The following is an 18953-nucleotide window of genomic DNA, read 5'->3' as shown; positions in this document are numbered from 1 at the left end:
AAAACATTGAGAAAAACTGGCGTTAAATTCGCACACCGTAGGTAAATACACATTCTGATGCTAACGGGTTGGTACTGTTGGCGTTAAGTAAGTGCAAGTGCGTCAAATCGAGCTTACTCACTTTATCCTCACTTTCAACCCGTGAAATTTCGAAGTAGTAGTTGGCGTACGGTGAATTGGGTTCTTGAAGCTCTAGGTAAGGAAACTGGCGATACTTCCATTTACCCTTTACGTCTTCTGAAGATGTGGGCGTTTGAAGTGTGAGGGTATACGTACCGTCTTTATACAGCGTGAGGCGCTCGCCGTTACCACATCCATTGGCGATATAGTTATGGATAAGATCTTGGGCAAGGAGGGTTCCGTGGGGGCGATTGCCGTCAGGAAACACGAACAGCGCCAAAGAGTTTTTAGTATACCAATGATTGCCTTGAATGAGCGATTGGACACGGTTTATAGAGTAACCCGCATGCTCTGCGATGCTAGTGGTATTGTCGATTGCTTCTGGTGATTGTAGCAGCAATGAATAGAGCAACGTATTTGTAGACACGGATGTAGGAAAATCAAAGTCGTTTACTTCAACATTCAAGCCTTGGTCCGTTAACTGTTCAGATAAGGCTTGAACTTTGGACGGCTCAAGATATTTGCCATAAAGGTAGACGGTTGGGGGGCTTGCACATCCACTAACTATAAGGGGAAAAGCTAAAGTTATAAGGTACGTTATTATTGTTTTGTTCACTTAAGAATCTCCAAGCCGATGCCAGATTTTTTCATTTAAAAGGGCGAATTGTTTGTTTAAAGCGAAGCGCGCTTTGAAGTTGTTATTTAACAAGCTGCGAACAAGCAACGAATAACTAGCGAGCAACTGTTGCACAAGAACGCACAAATATAGTTAAGGATTACATTTGTAATCTAAGTTGAATAATAGCGACATGCTTAAGTTGTGTAAACGAAAACTTGTTAGCAAGAAGGTGGGGCAAAGGCTGTGAGGGACGGTATAAGCATAAGGTATATCACAGTGATGTAACCAGTGCGCGGTAATCCCAGCTTTGAAGCACGCCATCAGAGGAGAGGGTAACAACATCACCATCCTTGTTAAGTGTAATAGCGTGAGTGGTGGCTTCGCTTGAGTAGCGTTTAATTTCCCATGAGGCTATCTCTTCGCCAGAGTTAGCATGCCATAGCGTTACCACTGATTTGGGTGATGTTGTCATTAGGTAGTCACCGTTTTCTAAAAATAACCCTTTTCGGAAAAAGCGGAAACGTTCCATAAATTGTAGTTCAGACATCACTTCATGGGTGGCGAGATCAATAATTTCTTGGCTGTTCAGCGCATCGGATATAAAAGCTCGCTGAGCTCTATTGTCTAGCACTGAAGCGGTAACTCGACTGCGATATTGCCTTTCCAGCAACACATCGTTTTTGTCTAAATCCCATAGAAACCAGCGCTTATCTATCCCTCCAGAAAACGCATAGTCATCAGAAAAATAGCCGACATGAAGCACTTTCATTGTATTGTGCTGGTATTGCAATGCAGTGCCGTTATCAAAATTTAGTAGCAATACGGTACCGTCGGTCATACCAACTAGTGCGCTGTCACCATGGTGGGATAGGGAAGTTGATGACGCTGTGGCGCCGGGATCTTTACCACTAAAATGCCAACTACCTACCACATCACCTGATTGCAAGTTAATCAGTGTAGTGCTCCAACAGCCTGTGAGCGCTAACCATGCCTTGTCTTTGGAAAACGTAATTAGGTGCAGTGACTCTTCATCAAGCACGTCACTGTGCCATTTGTAGCGCTCTCGTTTTTCATCAACATCCCAAACAGAAACAGAGGAATCGTCAAAAATGAATGCCGCAAGACGGGCATCGTCTGAAAGCGCAGCATTCCTCACTGGCTCTTGGGTAAAGCGAAACTCGTGAACAGGTAATACGCGCGTCTCTTCAGTGCAACCAGAAAGCGCAAGGAGAACGGTGCAAAGTAAATAAAAAAGTGGTGACGCTAAAGGTGAGAGAAAGCGTCCGTTCGTTTTTCTTTCGATCATTGCTTTAGCACAATTATGTATTAATACAGGCAATAGCGGATAGCTTTGCCCGGTTAAGCGCGTCTTTTATTTCAGGGCCTTTAACGCCCGTGGCAATGATATCTTGCACGTTCACTTGGTTGGCGGCGGCTAACGCATTTTCAATGCGTTTTTGTTGATGTTGCCAATCTACGCCCTTGTTATGAGCATAAGGCGCAAAAGCGCTAAGTAATAATGTGAAACGTTCCTCTCTTCGCCACGCATCACAGCCATTGAACAGGGCAAGTAAATCGGCGGGCGAGTTCTGCGCGTTCAAAAGAAAGCCTTTGAATTTGCAGGCAAGGCTGACGATTTCACTAACTTGGTTTTGCACTTTGAGCCGACTGCATAACTGTTTCGCTTCTTCCTCATTAAGGTGAGTGAGCAGGGCAGTAAACCTTGTTATCAGCCTAGCGGTTTCTGAATCGCTACTTTCAGGTAATGGGGGTTCTGAACCCGTGTATTTAACAACGCTTTCGTTTTCAGCCTTTTCTAGTGCTACCGCCGTTTTTAACGTTTCCAGAGCAGTATCTACGTTTCTTTCAAGCTCAGTAAACCAGTCATTGAGGCCATGGGCTTGGTATAATACAGTGAAAAAAACATGCGGTGTTTTCTCTAAAAGACTGCGCTTTGTTTCTTGCCATACCCGCTCTGCACTTAGCGTGCTTAGCTCGCCGCTTTGCGCCATAGACTGCATAAGAGCCATGGTTTCAGTGGCGATAGTAAACCCCAAATAAGCATAGCGGGTGGCAAACCGAGCAACGCGAAATACGCGTAAAGGGTCTTCACTAAAGGCTTCAGATACGTGGCGAAGTAGGCGGTTTTCTAAATCTTTTTTACCACCATAGGGGTCGATAAGGTTTCCAAGGTTGTCTTGCGCTATTGCGTTAACGGTAAGGTCCCTGCGTAACAAATCTTCTTCTAACGTGACTGAGCTTGACGCATCGCACACAAAACCGGTGTAACCTTTTCCTGACTTACGTTCTGTACGTGCAAGTGCGTATTCTTCCTGTGTTTTAGGGTGTAAAAAAACAGGGAAGTCTTTGCCTACTTGGGTAAAACCCTGGCTGAGCATTTCTTCTGGCGTGGCGCCCACCACGACATAGTCGCGTTCAACAACTTTTCTGTTTAACAGTGCGTCACGCACTGCGCCACCAACGAGATATACTTGCATGCTCTTCCAACGATTTTTTAGTCAGTAATACTTTTTTAGATTGGGAATACATCGACTTTTGACGTGTAACGAAAATCAACCTTCCCTAGGTAACAGAGGCGCAGTATAGCAATGTTACAAATAAAATTCGTAGCCACATCGTTATGCGCTTTCACTTCAAGGTTGCGTCTGGTAGTTTAATCGTCGTCAAAAATTAAAACAGATAGGCGCTTCAGCAACCATGTATTTGAACTACTTCGGGTTAAATGACAATCCTTTTTCGATTGCGCCTAACCCCGATTATTTGTATATGAGTCCAAGGCACAAAGAGGCTTTGGCCCATTTGACCTTTGGCCTCAGAGAAAGCGGTGGTTTTGTAATGCTCACCGGAGAAGTGGGCACGGGAAAAACAACGGTATCGAGAAAACTGTTGCAGCAGCTACCCGATAATACGCAGGTAGCCATGATTTTGAATCCTACCTTATCCGCCCTTGAGCTATTAGCAACGGTTTGTGATGAGCTAGGCTTGGCTTATACACCTGAAAAAGCAAGCCTTAAGTATTTCACCGATTTGATTTTGTCTAAGTTAGCAGAGAATCATCAGTCAGGCATGAATACGGTACTAATGGTTGATGAAGCGCAGCATCTGTTGCCCGAAGTACTAGAACAACTTCGTTTATTGACCAACCTAGAAACGAATCGTGAAAAACTGTTAAAGGTTGTATTGATAGGTCAGCCTGAATTACAGCAGTTGTTAAAGCGTAACGAATTACGTCAGCTGGCTCAACGCATTACCGCTCGTTATCATCTGCTACCCTTAACTGCGCCTGAAGTTAGTGCTTACATAGCACACCGCTTAAGTGTGGCTGAAGGTGATATCAGTATTTTCAGTAAGTCTACATTGCGCGCGGTGCATCAAATTACTGGTGGGATTCCAAGGGTAATTAATTTGCTGTGCGACCGAGCGTTAACCTTATCTTTTACTAAGCAGCATGCGGTTGTGCAAAAGCCTATATTCTTGGCCGCGGCAGAGCAAATTCTAGGTGAAGATGTTGTCAGTCAGCGCGTGCAAAGCCAGCGTAAATGGTATCTCGCATCGGCGTTTGTTTTGGCCATCATATTCGGCTACGGGTTAGGGAGTTTGTATGTCTAATATCGTCGCCATTGAAAATTTAGTGCCCGGTATGGTGATTGTTCAAATTACCAAGCAAAATGGGCCAGTTAAAATTAGAAAGTCGGGTTTAGTGACAAGCGATGCTATGGTGCAGGGCTTGTCTGAAATGGGCGTGCAAGAGGTCGAAATAGACCCTGAGCAAACCGTGGAAATAGCGCCGGCAGTTCATCATAGAACACAGACCCAAGCTTTGCTTCGGGGCGAGCACGACACTACCGCCAAATTTGATAAATCCCTCAACGAGCAGTTTAATCGAAGCTTGTTCTTACCCACAGTGGAAGGGCTTCCGTCAGCATGGAAGCTTTACACCAAGCAAGTTGCGCTTTTTGCCGTCGTTATTCTTGGTGGTTTATGCATTGGCTTTTCCGCCGCTACGGCAACACGCTGGTGGCCAATGCTAACTGCACCCGCTTCTGTACCGGTGGCAGACTCTGAAAGCTCAGTTTCACAGGTTGAAGCAAGCGGAGACGCTTCAGCGCTTACGGCCACGCAAAGTAGTAATGAAGCACCAGGCACTTCAAGCAACAAAAGTGAACAGGTATCTTCCAACACTCAGGAAAGTGGGCAAAGCGCAGGTTCAAATGAAACTGCTAACACGGCGGTAAATGCAAACATGAGTAACGGCGGTGCAGCTCAGCAAGGCACGCAAGCGAACGCTATGGTAAATAACCAGTCTGTTGGCAACTTAGCTGCAACGCAAAATACTGATTTAGGTGCAGTTCCAAATACAAACCCAAACACAACAGGTACTCAGAATCGCTACAATAACGACGTGTCCCAACGTTCTGGCGCCGAGCCAAGTAGTGGATATGAGCGTAGCTCTTCAATGGATACAAGACAAACTGAGACTTCAGGGAATTATGAAGGGAGAGTATTAAATGAAGCTACGTCTCAATCTGACGTATCCGTGTCACCAGAACTCATGGCCCGTTTTAATGCTGCCGTTGAAGCGCTAGACTCAAAGGCACAAGATAATAAACCCGCTGAAGAGCAAACAAGGGTGACGGTTAAAGACGAACTACCCCGTGTAGATCAGTTACCCGTTCGCTTGTTAACACGACTTCCAACCATGAACTTTAGCGCGCATATGTATGCGTCTCGTCCTGCCGATAGGTGGGTGAGAGTCAATGGCCGTCAAATAGGTGAGGGCGACTGGATTGCTGATAGAGTGCAAATCGTCAATATTGAAGCGCAACGTGTGGTGCTTGCTTTCGAAGATGAGATTTTTACTATGGCAGCATTAACCGATTGGTAATTACTATCTGTTGGTTCCAAAAAACACTAACAAGAAATACAAAAAAGGCCCTTTGAAAAAAGGGCCTTTCGCTGGTTAAACTGTGTGTTCTACAGCGGCATCTGATTGATGAAAACGTCTTTAAAGAATTTTGGTAAGTTCAAACTAAACTCTTCGGGGCGAACGCCTGACACAATCTCATCGTCGTACTGACTTAAATCAACGCGTTTCACTTCATTGAAATGCTGCGACGTCACGCTGTAAAAGGTCATAACGTGAGGGCTTACGGGGTCTTTAGGGTTGATTTTGCTAACAATACCTAATTTACCGCTCTTTAACCTCACCAAGGAGCCAACAGGGTGCACGCCAATACACTGGATAAATTGTTTTACCAATTCTTGGTCTAAGTTCTCTGTCGCAGTTAGTCGCTTTAGCGCCTGAGTAGGCGTGATACTGTTTTTGTGCGTACGATTAGATGTCATGGCATCGTATGCATCCACAATGGCAGCAATACGCGCGAACTCTGAGATTTCGTCACCAACCAATCCTCTCGGGTAGCCGCTTCCATCGACGCGCTCGTGGTGCTCTTCAATGATGCGTAGCGATAGGTCAGAAATATCGCCACACTGTTCAACTAGGTCAGCACCAATTTCAACGTGAGTTTTCATCACTTCCCAATCATCACTGGAAAATTCGCCTGTGTTATTGCGAATTTCATCTGGCAGGGAAGACATGCCGATATCCATCAATAGGGCGCCTAAACTCACTTGCTCTGTGGTATCTCTGTCATAGCCAAGAAACTCACAGAAAATGCCGCTTAGTACACTGCAATTAATACTGTGCTCAAGAAGGTAATGGTCGGTATCCTTGATCATAGTCAGGCAGCTCAGCGCATCTTTATTATCAAATACACTTTCGATCAGGCTTTGCGACAGCGACTCCATGGGAGACAAATCTTTTACCGCCCCATTTTTAAGTGACTTTAAAAAGCTGCTTTGAATGGCAATTGCGCTGCTGTAAAGCTCGTTGGCTTCGTTAATTGAATCACGACCCACTAGCTTAACAACCGGTTTAGTCACTTCAGGCTCTTTTTCTTGAGCTGGCTCGGGTGGCACAACTGGCTCGGGCAGCTTAGATTTCGCAAGATCTACTTCGACGCTTAAAATACCTTTTGATTTTAGACTATCAATAATGGCTTGGGTTTTCACAATGCCTTTAGAGCGCATTTTAAGTGAACCTGTTTGTTCAAGTACTTGATTGACGTACATTCCTGGCTGCAAATCATCAATGGGTACCTGTTCTAGCATTATCTCTCCTGTGAGGCACAACGTTGCCATAGCCTTCAATTACAATAGAAACGAATAGTACGATATTCCAGTGAAAAAAGTGAGGAGTTTATTAGTCTTTAGTATAGCTAGAGTCGGCGAATGTAGGATTACCGAATTCGTGAGAAAACGCGTGACGTGTAAATGTGCCGAGAAGTTGCTTATGGCTCAAATCAGGTGAACTGATATTTTTATTGCGGATTGGTATTAGGCGTCTTGATGCGAAGTTAAGGTAGAGGCATAGATGAGAGAAATAAACAGGGTGCCATCTCGCGACAGCACCCATGTGTCATGCTAGGGCGTTGTTAAGCGCTAAAGCCCCACACTTTTACAACCACGCGGGCTGTTTATCTTCGAAGGCTTCTATAGCACTTGTGAGTTCAAGCGTTTGACCGATAGCATCTAAGCCTTTAATCAGGTTGTTTTTGTGATGCTCAGCAATATCGAAGCTGAAGCTTGTATCGTTAAAACTTACTGTTTGCGCTGGAAGATCAACGGTGATCTTAGTTGCTGGGTCTGCCTTCACTGCAGCAAACAAAGCGTCCATTTGCTCGCTTGATAATGCCACAGGCACTAGCTGATTATTAATGCAGTTGCCGTAAAAAATATCAGCAAAGCTGGTGGCAATAACCGTTTTAAATCCAAAGTCGGCAAGTGCCCACGGCGCGTGTTCTCGGCTTGATCCACAACCAAAGTTTTCGCGAGCTAGCAACAGACTCGCACCTTTGTGCTCAGGCTTATTCAGCGCGAACGCTGGGTTTGGCTCTTTCTCTTCTAAATCCAAATAACGCCAGTCGTGAAACAAATGTTTGCCGTAGCCAGCACGTGTTACGCCAGTTAGAAACTGTTTTGGAATAATTTGGTCGGTATCGACATTGGCCTGATCAAGCGGCGCAGCAATGCCTGTGTGTTGTGTAAAACCTTGTTCAGACATAAGTTACTCCTGATAATCTCTAACGTCAGCAAAGCGACCGGTAATTGCAGCAGCGGCAGCCATTGCTGGGCTTACTAAGTGAGTGCGCGCACCACGGCCTTGACGGCCTTCAAAGTTACGGTTACTGGTAGAGGCACATCTATCGCCTGCCACTAGCTTGTCGTCATTCATACCAAGGCACATAGAGCAACCTGGCAACCGCCACTCAAAGCCAGCATCGATAAAAATTTTATCTAAGCCTTCAGCTTCCGCTTGGCGCTTAACGTTACCAGACCCCGGAACAACAATAGCTGTTACTGAATCGGCAACTTTACCGCGCTTGGCGATTTGTGCTGCTGCACGCATATCTTCAATTCGACCGTTGGTACACGAGCCGATAAATACGTGGTTTACTGCAATATCGGCAAGCTTTTCACCAGGTTTCAAGCCCATATACTCTAGTGCTTTTACTGCGCTCTCTTTTTCAATCGGGTCGCTAAAATCTTCAGGGGCAGGTACAGGCGTGTTTACGCCAATAACCTGACCTGGGTTGGTGCCCCACGTAACCTGAGGAGCGATATCCGCCGCCTCAAGTTCAACCACAGTGTCAAAGGTTGCGCCTTCTTCGGTGTAAAGGGTTTTCCAATAAGCGACAGCGTCTTCCCAGTCTTGACCCTTAGGTGCGTATTCGCGGCCTTCAAGGTAGGCGAAGGTTTTCTCGTCTGGTGCAACAAGGCCAGCTTTCGCGCCAGCTTCAATACTCATGTTACACACCGTCATGCGCTCTTCCATGCTCAAACCGCGGATAGCTTCACCTGCGTATTCGATAACATGGCCAGTAGCGCCAGCGTGGCCAATTTTGCCGATAATGGCAAGAATAATGTCTTTTGCGGTAATACCGACAGGAAGCTTGCCATTTACGTTGATAAGCATGCTTTTCGCGCGGCTTTGTTTCAACGTTTGCGTGGCCAATACATGCTCTACCTGAGAGGTACCAATACCAAATGCCAGCGCACCAAATGCACCGTGGGTTGCAGTGTGTGAGTCACCACACACCACCGTCATACCAGGCTGAATTAAACCTAATTCAGGGCCCATAACGTGCACGATACCTTGCTTTTGGTGGCCCACTGGAAATAGCTGAATGCCGTGTTCTTCACAGTTTTTTGCCAAGGTTTGTAGCTGAAGCGCATTGGCTGGACCACAGGCATCAATTGCCAATGAACGGGTTGAAATGCTGTGATCCATAGTACCAACGGTGCGATCGGGACGTCGTACTTTACGGCCTTTTTCATTAAGGCCTGCAAATGCCTGAGGTGACGTTACTTCATGAATTAAGTGACGGTCGATATAAATTAAGCTGTCTTCACCGATTTGGTCAATAATGTGGGCTTGCCACACTTTGTCATATAAGGTCTTGGCCATGAGGTTGTTTTACTCCTGCGCCATTAATTGTTTAACGATTTCATCGCCCACTTGTGACGTGCTTGCCGCTTGGCTGCGTTTATCTGCAGGAAGTAACTCGCCTGTAAGTACACCTGCTTCTAGCGTTGCCACTACTGCCTTTTCAATTGCGTCGGCAGCATCATTCAAGTTCATGCTGAAACGCAGCATCATGGCGGCCGATAAAATTTGTGCGATAGGGTTAGCAATGCCTTGGCCTGCAATATCTGGGGCCGAACCGCCTGCTGGCTCATAAAGGCCAAAGCCTTCCTCGTTCATGCTTGCCGATGGCAACAAGCCCATAGAGCCCGTCATCATAGCGCATTCATCAGAAACGATATCGCCAAAAAGGTTTGAACACAGCATCACATCGAACTGCGCTGGGTTCTTCATTATTTGCATAGTGGCATTGTCGATGTAGATATGGTCAAGTTCTACATTTGGATAGTCTTTTGCGACTTCTTCAGCAATTTCACGCCATAAACGACTGGTTACCAGTACGTTAGCTTTGTCTACTGAAGTCACTTTGCTGCGACGCTTCTGTGCTGCTTCAAACGCTGCAATAGCAATACGGCGAATTTCACGTTTACTGTAGCGCATAGTGTCATACGCGAATTCTTCTTCGCCTTCACCTTCTCGGCCCTTCGGCTGACCAAAGTAGATACCGCTGGTTAACTCGCGCACTACCAAAACATCTACGCCTGATTTAGCAATGTCTTCACGAAGGGGAGACAGGCTTTCAAGGCCCGGATAAATGCGAGCTGGGCGCAAGTTGCTGAACAGGTCAAAATGACTGCGAAGGGTAAGTAGTGCGGCACGCTCAGGACGTTGCTCTAACGGCAAGGTGTCCCACTTAGGGCCACCGATACTGCCAAACAAGATCGCATCGGCTTGCTCACAGCCCAAAAGCGTTTTTGAGGGTAGCGCTTCGCCTTCAGTATCAATGGCGTAGCCACCTACAGGATATGCAGTACGGTTGAGGGTGACGTTAAACTTCTTTTCAACAGCATCTAAAACCTTATTGGCTTCCTGCATAACTTCTGGGCCGATACCGTCTCCGGCTAATACGGCAATTGAATACTGGCTCATTTATACTCCTGCAACGCGTTCTTGTTGATTTTTTTGCCGATCAATTTGATCGGCTAAATATGTGTTGTTTAATACAAAGATAAGGGCTTTAACGCCGGCTTCCACAATATCTGTAGCCAAGCCGATTCCATGGAAACGACGGCCTTTATATGTAGCGATAACGCTCACTTGCGCCAAAGCGTCGGCACCTTCACCTTTTGAATCTAGTTTAAAGTCGACAACTTCTAGATCTTCGTGACCTAGTATAGACATGATGGCCTTATAAGCCGCATCTACCGGGCCGTTTCCAATGCTAGACTGGGTAATTTCTTCAGTGCCCACTTTCATTTTAACGGTGGCGCTTGGAATAATTTCACGCCCTGAATTCGCTTGAAGATAAAGCAACTGGAAGTGTGCTTGGTCGTGCTTTTGCTTATCGAAGAACAACAAGGCTTCAAGGTCGTAATCGTATACTTGGCCTTTTTTATCCGCTAACTTTAAGAATGCGTCATACACCGCTTCTAAGTCATAGTCTTCGGTTTTATAGCCAAGTTCGGTTAAGCGATGCTTAATCACATGACGGCCAGAACGTGACGTTAAGTTTAGGTTGTTCTTATTAATACCCACACTTTCTGGAGTCATAATTTCATAGGTATTTTGCGCTTTTAAGACACCGTCTTGGTGAATACCAGATGAATGGCTAAACGCATTCGCGCCAACAATGGCCTTGTTTGATTGAACTGGCATGTTACAAAGCTGGCTGACTAGCTTAGATGTGCGCGATATTTCGGTAGAATTAATGTTAGTTTCAAAGCCCAACATGTTCTTACGGGTTTGTAAGATCATGGCAATTTCTTCAAGTGAAGCGTTACCAGCACGCTCGCCAATACCGTTTATCGTACATTCAACCTGTCTGGCACCTTGCTCAACAGCTGCTAATGAATTTGCTACCGCTAAGCCCAAGTCGTTGTGACAATGTACTGAAATGGTTGCTTTATCGATATTTGGAACGCGATTAAACAATTGCTGAATAATACCGCCAAACTCTGTAGGTGTTGTGTAGCCTACAGTGTCCGGAATATTTACCGACGTTGCACCAGCGTTAATAGCGGCTTCAACCATTCGGCATAGATAATCGATATGGGTACGCCCCGCATCTTCACAGGAAAACTCTACATCGTCAGTATACTTACGTGCATGTTTCACCGCGGCTACGGCCATATCTACAATTTCATCTTGTGACTTGCGAAGCTTGGCACCTACGTGAATCTCTGACGTTGCGATGAAGGTGTGAATTCTGAATTGCTCAGCGACGCTTAATGCTTGTCCGCATGCATCAATGTCACCCGGCAATGCGCGAGATAGGCCACAAACGATAGAGTTCTTAACTTCTTTTGCAATCATTTGTACAGAGCGAAAATCGCCGGGTGAAGAGACAGGAAAGCCTGCCTCAATGATGTCAACGCCTAACCGTTCGAGCGCCAGCGCGATCTGCAATTTCTCTTTGGCACTTAGGCTTGCAGGTAAGGCCTGCTCGCCGTCTCGCAATGTGGTATCAAAGATCTTCACTTGATTTGTCATGACGCTCTCTCAGTTGAATAGTTAAAAAAAAACCCGTGCTTGGCACGGGTTTTTGTGAAATTAAATCGCTGGTCGCAATCTACCCGTGCAGTCTGGCTGCCATAAGGAGTAGAGATAGAAGAAGGAAACGAATACGCATTTGTTGTTTCTTTGCTGACCAAGTTGATAGCGACAATGTACCCATGTGGCATGAAGAGGTCAACCATTGTTTACAATAATGAGTATATTTTTCGTGTATAAATACTTTCTTTTAATTATTTAGGATGTTTGTACTAAATTTGGCTGTGGAGGTGCAAAGGGGGTTGTGGTTTTTTATGCGAATATGCTGGGTTTTTATTCTTACTGAGGCTTTGTTACCTATTAAGCAGCGTAAAGTTCTTCCAGTTGATTTGAGTAGATAAGCGCATTTCGCGAAGGGATAAGGCACGTGGTGAACGCTTGGATTTAAAGCTCCATGCGTGGCCACAGCACGCAGCGGTCATTATCGACTTTGAAGGCCGCAGCAGTATTTTGTTTTGAACTGAAAGTGCCGTGGCCGCTTCCATTTCATCGCGTAGTGGAGTTGAAGAAATGCACTCCCCTGTATTGGCAAACCATCCATTTTTGTTCAGATGGAGCTGGGTATTGTCTTGGTTTACCATATCAATGGAATCAAGCTCAATGTGAGAGCCTTCCATATTTAAAATTAAAACAGGTACAACAAGACCATACCTAGCGTTTTTTCTATACCACGCTTCTCGCTTTTCTACATCGTCTAAATGATTAATGCCGGGGCACTTTGCAGATTGCTTGGCATACCAACTTCCATTATGGGTATCTGTTTTTAGCGGGGATGGATTGTTTGCGATGCCATTACTAATCATATATCGAGCAATAGCTTTCACGTGATAAGGAAGCCCGCCCATTCGACGCTTTAGCAGCGATAGGTTTTTTATTTCGCTATGAGCTAGAGAGACGATTTCTCTTTCATACAGAGCAGTACATATTTCATTTAATTGAGGGTGGCTTCCGCCGAGTTCACCAGCTTCACTGAAAAAGCCAACTTGGGAGTTGGGCAAAGAGTGGGAAAGTTTGTCGCCTGAAGCCATCGGGATTATCAAATACCTGTCTAAAGTTATTTAACCCTAGCAAGATTAAGCGCTTGTTGCTACACGGTTTCATTAAACAATGCGAAAAATAGACACAAAAAAAGCCGCTATAGAAAGCGGCTTTTCATCATAATCTCAGGCGTCAATTATTGACCTTTGATTTCGCTACGGCCTTTGTAAGTAGCAGCGTCACCTAGTGCTTCTTCAATACGAAGTAACTGGTTGTACTTAGCAACACGGTCAGAACGGCATAGTGAACCCGTTTTGATTTGGCCCGCCGCTGTACCTACTGCTAGGTCGGCAATAGTGGCGTCTTCAGTTTCACCAGAACGGTGAGAGATAACTGCCGTAAAGCCCGCATCTTTCGCCATCTTAATAGCGTTAAGGGTTTCAGTTAGTGAACCGATTTGGTTGAACTTGATAAGGATTGAGTTACCAATACCGTTATCAATACCGCGCTTAAGAATTTTAGTGTTAGTTACAAACAAGTCGTCACCAACTAGCTGTACTTTGTCGCCAATCTTCTTAGTTAGGCTTGCCCAGCCGTCCCAGTCGCTTTCGTCCAGGCCGTCTTCAATAGATACAATTGGGTATTGTGAAGAAAGGTCAGCAAGGTAATCGCCAAACGCTTCTGAATCGAAGCTCTTGTCTTCACCAGATAGTACGTATTTGCCTTCTTTATAGAATTCAGACGCCGCGCAGTCTAGTGCAAGGGTGATGTCTTCATTCATTTTATAGCCAGCGTTTTCAACGGCTTCTACGATTACTGCAAGCGCTTCAGCGTTTGAGCTAAGATTAGGGGCAAAACCACCTTCGTCACCAACTGCTGTATTAAGACCTTTAGCAGACAGTACTTTCTTAAGAGCGTGGAAGATTTCTGCACCCATACGTAGTGCTTCTTTGAAGCTCTTCGCGCCAACTGGCTGTACCATGAACTCTTGAATGTCTACGTTGTTGTCAGCGTGCTCACCACCGTTGATGATGTTCATCATAGGTACTGGCATAGAGTATTGGCCAGATGTACCGTTTAAGTCTGCAATGTGCTCGTAAAGCGCTACGCCTTTTTCCGCCGCAGCCGCTTTAGCTACAGCAAGAGAAACTGCAAGAATTGCGTTCGCACCAAGGGTTTCTTTGTTTTCTGTGCCATCAAGGTCAATCATGATGCCGTCGATATCAGCTTGCGCTAGTGCGTCTTTACCGATAAGCGCTGGCGCGATGGTATCGTTAACTGCTGCAACTGCCTTTGTTACACCTTTACCTAGGTAACGAGACTTGTCGCCGTCGCGTAGCTCTAGTGCTTCGCGGCTACCAGTAGATGCACCAGATGGTGCTGCAGCACGGCCCATTACGCCTGATTCTAAGTATACATCTGCTTCTACGGTAGGGTTTCCGCGTGAATCTAAGATTTCGCGTCCGATAATGCGACTAATTTTCGCCATGTTTTTTCCTCAACAATTGAATGGGGTGCAACGGGAGAGAGCACCCCTTTTATTAGAAATTAGTGATTTTCTTTCTGGTATTTTCCTGCCGCAGCAACGAAACCAGTGAATAATGGGTGTCCATCCCGAGGAGTTGATGTGAACTCAGGGTGGAATTGGCCCGCAATGAACCAAGGATGATCAGGGATTTCCACCACTTCTACAAGTCGCTTGTCAGTGGACAAACCACTTACCTTTAATCCAGCGGCTTCGATTTGGTCACGCAGATTGTTGTTCACTTCGTAACGGTGACGGTGACGCTCATAAATTTCGGCATTACCATACATCTCATGAACTTTTGTACCTTCAATAAGGTGACATAGCTGACTACCTAGACGCATGGTACCGCCAAGATCTGAGTTTTCTGTGCGAGTTTCAGTTGTTCCTGCAGCATCTAACCACTCAGTGATTAGGCCGACTACAGGGTAAGGGGTTTCAGAGTCGAACTCTGTGCTGTTCGCGTTTTCCATACCCGCAACATTACGAGCGAATTCGATAAGTGCTACCTGCATACCTAAGCAAATGCCAAGATAAGGGACTTTGTTTTCACGAGCATAACGCGCAGCAGCAATTTTGCCTTCTATACCGCGCTCACCAAAGCCACCAGGTACTAAGATAGCATCAAGTTGTTCTAAAATTTGGGTACCTTTGCTTTCCACGTCTTGTGAGTCAATGTGGTGGATGTTCACAGTCAGACGGTTTTTAAGGCCAGCATGCTTAAGCGCTTCATTAACAGACTTATAAGCGTCTGGTAATTCAACATACTTGCCTACCATGCCAATGTTAACTTCTGCAGTAGGGTTAGATTCAGCATAAAGTACTTGTTCCCACTCAGATAAATCGGCTTCTTCACACTCAAGACCGAAACGGTCTACAACTAGCTGATCCATGCCTTGTGCTTTAAGTGCAGCAGGGATGCGGTAAATGCTGTCTACGTCTTTCAAAGAAATAACGGCTTTGTCAGCAACGTTGGTGAACAGCGCGATTTTAGAACGTTCGCTGGCAGGCAATGCACCTACTGAACGGCATACAAGAATGTCTGGCTGAATACCAATCGAGCGAAGCTCTTTTACTGAGTGCTGCGTAGGCTTAGTTTTTACTTCACCTGATGCTGGCATGTAAGGTACTAGTGTTAAGTGCATGAACATAGCGCGTTCACGGCCTACTTCGGTACCTAGCTGACGAATTGCTTCCAAGAAAGGTTGTGACTCGATGTCACCTACGGTTCCGCCCACTTCAACAATAGCTACATCATGACCTTCAGCACCTTCAATTACGCGGCGCTTAATTTCATTGGTGATATGAGGGATAACCTGAATAGTTGCGCCAAGGTAATCACCGCGACGCTCGCGCTTTAACACTTCTTCGTATACACGGCCGGTAGTGAAGTTGTTGCGCTTAGTCATGCGGGTGCGAATAAAACGCTCATAGTGACCAAGATCAAGGTCGGTCTCAGCGCCGTCATCGGTAACAAATACTTCACCATGCTGGATAGGGCTCATAGTGCCCGGGTCGACATTGATGTAAGGGTCGAGTTTTAACATGGTTACGGTGAGACCGCGAGCTTCCAGAATTGCGGCCAACGATGCTGCAGCAATACCTTTACCTAGCGATGAAACTACACCACCGGTGACGAAAATATAATTTGTCATGCGAAACCTAGAACGTTTGGGTTGTATGGTAAATATAGGCTGAGTTTAGAACAAAACCAGCTACACTTTGGACGGGGCGATAGTATACGCAAATTCATGTGGGCAGACAATCAATTTGCCCACATGATGCGCAATTTATACGCGCTTAAGCTTGGTTTAAGATTGGCTCAGGCGCTTAAGTGTGTAGATAAGGTCTAGCGCTTGGCGCGGTGATAGCTCATCGGGTGACAAGTTTTCAAGGGCTTCTACTACCGGGTGCGGCTTATCAGGGAACAGCATTTCAGCTTGGCCTTTGGTATTTGATGGAGCTTTACCTGATGCGCTTGTTTTATTTCCACCTTTTACCGAGCTCTTCGCCACAAAAGACTCATCATTGGCTTTCTCTGATCCATCTTCCGTGCTGGTCATAAGGTGTGATGATTCCAACACCGCAAGTTTTTGTTGCGCCGCTTTTATTACCGCCTTAGGTACGCCTGCAAGTTGGGCAACTTGTAAACCAAAGCTTTTGCTCGCCGCGCCTTCTGACACGGTATGCATGAAGCGTATGGTATCTTCAAACTCCATCGCGTCTAAGTGCACATTCACTACGCCACTTTGCGTTTCTGGAAGTTCAGTAAGTTCGAAATAATGCGTGGCAAAAAGCGTATAAGCATTTAGCTGTTTTGCCAAATAACTCGCGCATGCCCACGCCAGAGACAATCCATCATAGGTACTGGTGCCACGGCCTATTTCATCCATTAATACCAGAGAGTTTTCTGTGGCATTGTTGAGAATGTTCGCCGTTTCTGTCATCTCAACCATAAAGGTAGAGCGGCCTGAGGCTAAGTCATCTGATGCACCAATACGGGTAAAGATACGGTCAAGTTTTCCTATATGGGCATTTTCTGCGGGCACAAAACTGCCAATACAGGCCAATAATGCAATGAGCGCGGTTTGACGCATGTAGGTTGATTTACCGCCCATGTTGGGGCCAGTAATAATCAGCATGCGGCGCTCGGTGTCTAGCTGAAGCGGGTTAGCAATGAAGGGGTCTTTCATTACGTTTTCAACCACAGGGTGGCGGCCGGCATCATAGGTAAGTGCACATTCTTGGCTTAGATTTGGTCGATGCCAATCAAGGGAGACTGCCCGTTCGGCAAAACAGCACAGCACGTCAAGCTTGGCAAGGGCTGCGGCGGTTTCAATTAAGTTATTTAAGTGTGGAGCAAAGTTATCAAACAAGGCTTCATAAAGCTGCTTTTCAAGAGCAAGTGCAGCACCCTGACTGCTTAGCACTTTATCTTCGTGCTCTTTAAGTTCTGGCGTTATATAACGTTCAGTGTTTTTAAGGGTTTGTCTTCGAATATATTCAGCAGGCGCTAATGCACTGTTGGCCCGGCTAATTTCAATAAAGAACCCGTGAACTTTGTTATAGCCCACTTTTAGCGTAGAAATGCCGGTGCGCTCGCGCTCACGTTGCTCCATAGCGTCTAAGTAGTCGGTAGCTCCTTGTGATAGCTTACGCAATTCATCAAGTTCGGCGTTGTAGCCCTCGGCAATCACGCCGCCATCCCGTATTACCACTGGTGGGTTATCGATAATGGCATCATTTAACAGGGCTTGAAGTTCAGGGTAAGTGCCAATGGTTTCGCTAATACTTCGGATTTGCCCTGTGTCGAACCGAGCTAGAGCATCTTGTAAGTCAGGCAGGGCGTTAAAGGCATTTTTTAGGCGAGCAAAGTCCCGTGGCCGCGCTGAACGAAGAGCTAAGCGCGCCATAATACGCTCAATGTCACCAATGTGTTTGAGCGCGGTGCGAATATCTTCAGGGTCGTCATTAATAAACGTTTCAACAGCATCTAAACGGCTGTGCAGTTCATGCTGGTCGGTTAAAGGCGAGTGAATAACGCGCTGCAGCATACGACTACCCATGGCCGTAGTGGTGGTATCCATCACGCTGAACAGCGTATTTTCCTGTCCGCCCGACAAATTATGGGTAAGTTCTAGGTTTCTGCGGGTGGCAGCATCAAGCTGCACACGGCTGTCTTGCTGTTCGGTCTGAATGCGGCGAATGTGAGGCAGAGCAGTGCGCTGGGTATCCTTTACATATTGTAAAACGCAGCCCGCTGCGCCTAAGCCTTTAGTGACGCCTTTTATTCCAAAGCCATCTAATGTTTTGGTTTCAAACTGTGCGTTTAATTGCTCTGTGGCGGTATCAATGTCGAATTCCCATTCAGGACGGCGTCTAAGTCCTTTGCGGTTTTCAACCAATGCTAAGCTTTCAAATCCTTCGGGGTAGAGCAGTTCTGCCGGGTTAATGCGCTGAATTTCAGCAAGTAGGCTTTCATCGCTGTCGCATTCAAACACAACAAAACGACCGCTTGTAACATCTAGGGTTGCCAGACCATAGTGCATACTGTGACCACAAACGGCGGCCAGAATATTGTCGCGACGTTCTTCTAACAGCGCTTCGTCGGTGACTGTACCAGGCGTAACAATACGTTGTACCGCGCGTTCAACAGGGCCTTTACTGGTGGCTGGGTCTCCTACCTGTTCACAAATGGCTACTGACTCGCCCATTTTCACTAAGCGTGACAGATAGCTTTCTACCGCATGATAAGGCACACCAGCCATAGGAATAGGTTCACCACCAGATTTTCCTCTGGCTGTTAATGAGATATCCAGTAATTCAGCAGCTTTTTTGGCATCGTCGTAAAACAACTCATAAAAGTCGCCCATGCGATAAAACAGTAAAATATTCGGATGCTGCGCCTTAATAGTCAGGTATTGGCGCATCATAGG

14 protein-coding genes are annotated in these 18953 nt (G+C 46.1%); 2 read left to right on the top strand and 12 right to left on the bottom strand.

Annotated features, from left to right (window positions below; all coding sequences use genetic code 11):
• Window positions 1–22: 22 nt before the first annotated feature.
• The 3 genes from ACFI6L_RS12630 to ACFI6L_RS12620 all read right to left on the bottom strand — a co-directional run bounded on the left by ACFI6L_RS12630 (window position 23) and on the right by ACFI6L_RS12620 (window position 3237).
• On the bottom strand, window positions 23–736 hold the full coding sequence (locus tag ACFI6L_RS12630; RefSeq protein ID WP_462574136.1) for a hypothetical protein: 714 nt from the start codon (window positions 734–736) through the stop codon (window positions 23–25).
• A gap of 274 nt (window positions 737–1010) precedes the next feature.
• Window positions 1011–2045 (bottom strand): WD40 repeat domain-containing protein, encoded by a 1035-nt coding sequence (locus ACFI6L_RS12625; protein ID WP_462574135.1) that lies wholly within the window; start codon window positions 2043–2045, stop codon window positions 1011–1013.
• Window positions 2046–2058: 13 nt separating this feature from the next.
• The gene (locus ACFI6L_RS12620; protein ID WP_462574134.1) at window positions 2059–3237 is read right to left on the bottom strand and encodes a CCA tRNA nucleotidyltransferase; all 1179 of its coding nucleotides are present in this window, start codon (window positions 3235–3237) and stop codon (window positions 2059–2061) included.
• A gap of 220 nt (window positions 3238–3457) precedes the next feature.
• Here ACFI6L_RS12620 and ACFI6L_RS12615 point away from each other — a divergent pair, with 220 nt between their 5' ends.
• Together ACFI6L_RS12615 and ACFI6L_RS12610 are read left to right on the top strand one after the other, a co-directional pair.
• Window positions 3458–4369 (top strand): ExeA family protein, encoded by a 912-nt coding sequence (locus ACFI6L_RS12615; protein WP_014948480.1) that lies wholly within the window; start codon window positions 3458–3460, stop codon window positions 4367–4369.
• Window positions 4362–5645 carry a general secretion pathway protein GspB gene (locus ACFI6L_RS12610; RefSeq protein ID WP_462574133.1) on the top strand — a complete coding sequence of 428 codons (1284 nt, stop codon included), beginning with the start codon at window positions 4362–4364 and terminating at the stop codon, window positions 5643–5645. Before ACFI6L_RS12615 ends, ACFI6L_RS12610 begins: the two co-directional genes overlap by 8 nt.
• Window positions 5646–5734: 89 nt before the next feature.
• On the opposite strand, the gene ACFI6L_RS12605 is transcribed toward ACFI6L_RS12610, so the two are convergent.
• The 9 genes from ACFI6L_RS12605 to mutS all read right to left on the bottom strand — a co-directional run bounded on the left by ACFI6L_RS12605 (window position 5735) and on the right by mutS (window position 18950).
• Window positions 5735–6931 (bottom strand): HD-GYP domain-containing protein, encoded by a 1197-nt coding sequence (locus ACFI6L_RS12605; protein ID WP_462574132.1) that lies wholly within the window; start codon window positions 6929–6931, stop codon window positions 5735–5737.
• Window positions 6932–7277: 346 nt separating this feature from the next.
• Window positions 7278–7883 carry a 3-isopropylmalate dehydratase small subunit gene (leuD, locus tag ACFI6L_RS12600; RefSeq protein ID WP_014948483.1) on the bottom strand — a complete coding sequence of 202 codons (606 nt, stop codon included), beginning with the start codon at window positions 7881–7883 and terminating at the stop codon, window positions 7278–7280.
• A gap of 3 nt (window positions 7884–7886) precedes the next feature.
• The gene (gene leuC / locus ACFI6L_RS12595; protein WP_014975820.1) at window positions 7887–9287 is read right to left on the bottom strand and encodes a 3-isopropylmalate dehydratase large subunit; all 1401 of its coding nucleotides are present in this window, start codon (window positions 9285–9287) and stop codon (window positions 7887–7889) included.
• Between the two features lie 9 nt (window positions 9288–9296).
• Complete coding sequence (leuB, locus tag ACFI6L_RS12590) at window positions 9297–10394, bottom strand: 3-isopropylmalate dehydrogenase (RefSeq protein WP_462574131.1); 1098 nt, start codon at window positions 10392–10394, stop codon at window positions 9297–9299.
• Entirely contained in the window at window positions 10395–11954 is a 1560-nt protein-coding gene (gene leuA / locus ACFI6L_RS12585) for a 2-isopropylmalate synthase (RefSeq protein WP_462557848.1), read from the bottom strand. It abuts the gene before it with no gap.
• Between the two features lie 353 nt (window positions 11955–12307).
• A complete protein-coding gene (locus ACFI6L_RS12580; protein WP_462574130.1) occupies window positions 12308–13042 on the bottom strand; it encodes a hypothetical protein in 735 nt (244 codons plus the stop codon).
• Between the two features lie 146 nt (window positions 13043–13188).
• Window positions 13189–14481 carry a phosphopyruvate hydratase gene (gene eno, locus ACFI6L_RS12575; protein WP_014975823.1) on the bottom strand — a complete coding sequence of 431 codons (1293 nt, stop codon included), beginning with the start codon at window positions 14479–14481 and terminating at the stop codon, window positions 13189–13191.
• Window positions 14482–14540: 59 nt separating this feature from the next.
• Window positions 14541–16172, bottom strand: coding sequence for a CTP synthase (locus ACFI6L_RS12570; protein ID WP_014978516.1), 1632 nt, complete (start codon window positions 16170–16172; stop codon window positions 14541–14543).
• A gap of 156 nt (window positions 16173–16328) precedes the next feature.
• The gene (gene mutS / locus ACFI6L_RS12565; RefSeq protein WP_239244424.1) at window positions 16329–18950 is read right to left on the bottom strand and encodes a DNA mismatch repair protein MutS; all 2622 of its coding nucleotides are present in this window, start codon (window positions 18948–18950) and stop codon (window positions 16329–16331) included.
• Window positions 18951–18953 lie beyond the last annotated feature (3 nt).

It is taken from the genome of Alteromonas sp. G4i35 (genome assembly GCF_054960375.1).
This window is presented reverse-complemented; position numbering and strand designations above follow the sequence as displayed.

What these genes read in the sequence shown, in the direction of transcription:
- ACFI6L_RS12605 (WP_462574132.1), bottom strand. Translation starts at nt 6,931, where the DNA reads ATGCTAGAACAGGTACCCATTGATGATTTGCAGCCAGGAATGTACGTC.
- ACFI6L_RS12625 (WP_462574135.1), bottom strand. Translation starts at nt 2,045, where the DNA reads ATGATCGAAAGAAAAACGAACGGACGCTTTCTCTCACCTTTAGCGTCA.
- ACFI6L_RS12620 (WP_462574134.1), bottom strand. Translation starts at nt 3,237, where the DNA reads ATGCAAGTATATCTCGTTGGTGGCGCAGTGCGTGACGCACTGTTAAAC.
- leuA (WP_462557848.1), bottom strand. Translation starts at nt 11,954, where the DNA reads ATGACAAATCAAGTGAAGATCTTTGATACCACATTGCGAGACGGCGAG.
- ACFI6L_RS12610 (WP_462574133.1), top strand. Translation starts at nt 4,362, where the DNA reads ATGTCTAATATCGTCGCCATTGAAAATTTAGTGCCCGGTATGGTGATT.
- ACFI6L_RS12570 (WP_014978516.1), bottom strand. Translation starts at nt 16,172, where the DNA reads ATGACAAATTATATTTTCGTCACCGGTGGTGTAGTTTCATCGCTAGGT.
- ACFI6L_RS12615 (WP_014948480.1), top strand. Translation starts at nt 3,458, where the DNA reads ATGTATTTGAACTACTTCGGGTTAAATGACAATCCTTTTTCGATTGCG.
- leuD (WP_014948483.1), bottom strand. Translation starts at nt 7,883, where the DNA reads ATGTCTGAACAAGGTTTTACACAACACACAGGCATTGCTGCGCCGCTT.
- ACFI6L_RS12580 (WP_462574130.1), bottom strand. Translation starts at nt 13,042, where the DNA reads ATGGCTTCAGGCGACAAACTTTCCCACTCTTTGCCCAACTCCCAAGTT.
- eno (WP_014975823.1), bottom strand. Translation starts at nt 14,481, where the DNA reads ATGGCGAAAATTAGTCGCATTATCGGACGCGAAATCTTAGATTCACGC.
- leuB (WP_462574131.1), bottom strand. Translation starts at nt 10,394, where the DNA reads ATGAGCCAGTATTCAATTGCCGTATTAGCCGGAGACGGTATCGGCCCA.
- mutS (WP_239244424.1), bottom strand. Translation starts at nt 18,950, where the DNA reads ATGATGCGCCAATACCTGACTATTAAGGCGCAGCATCCGAATATTTTA.
- leuC (WP_014975820.1), bottom strand. Translation starts at nt 9,287, where the DNA reads ATGGCCAAGACCTTATATGACAAAGTGTGGCAAGCCCACATTATTGAC.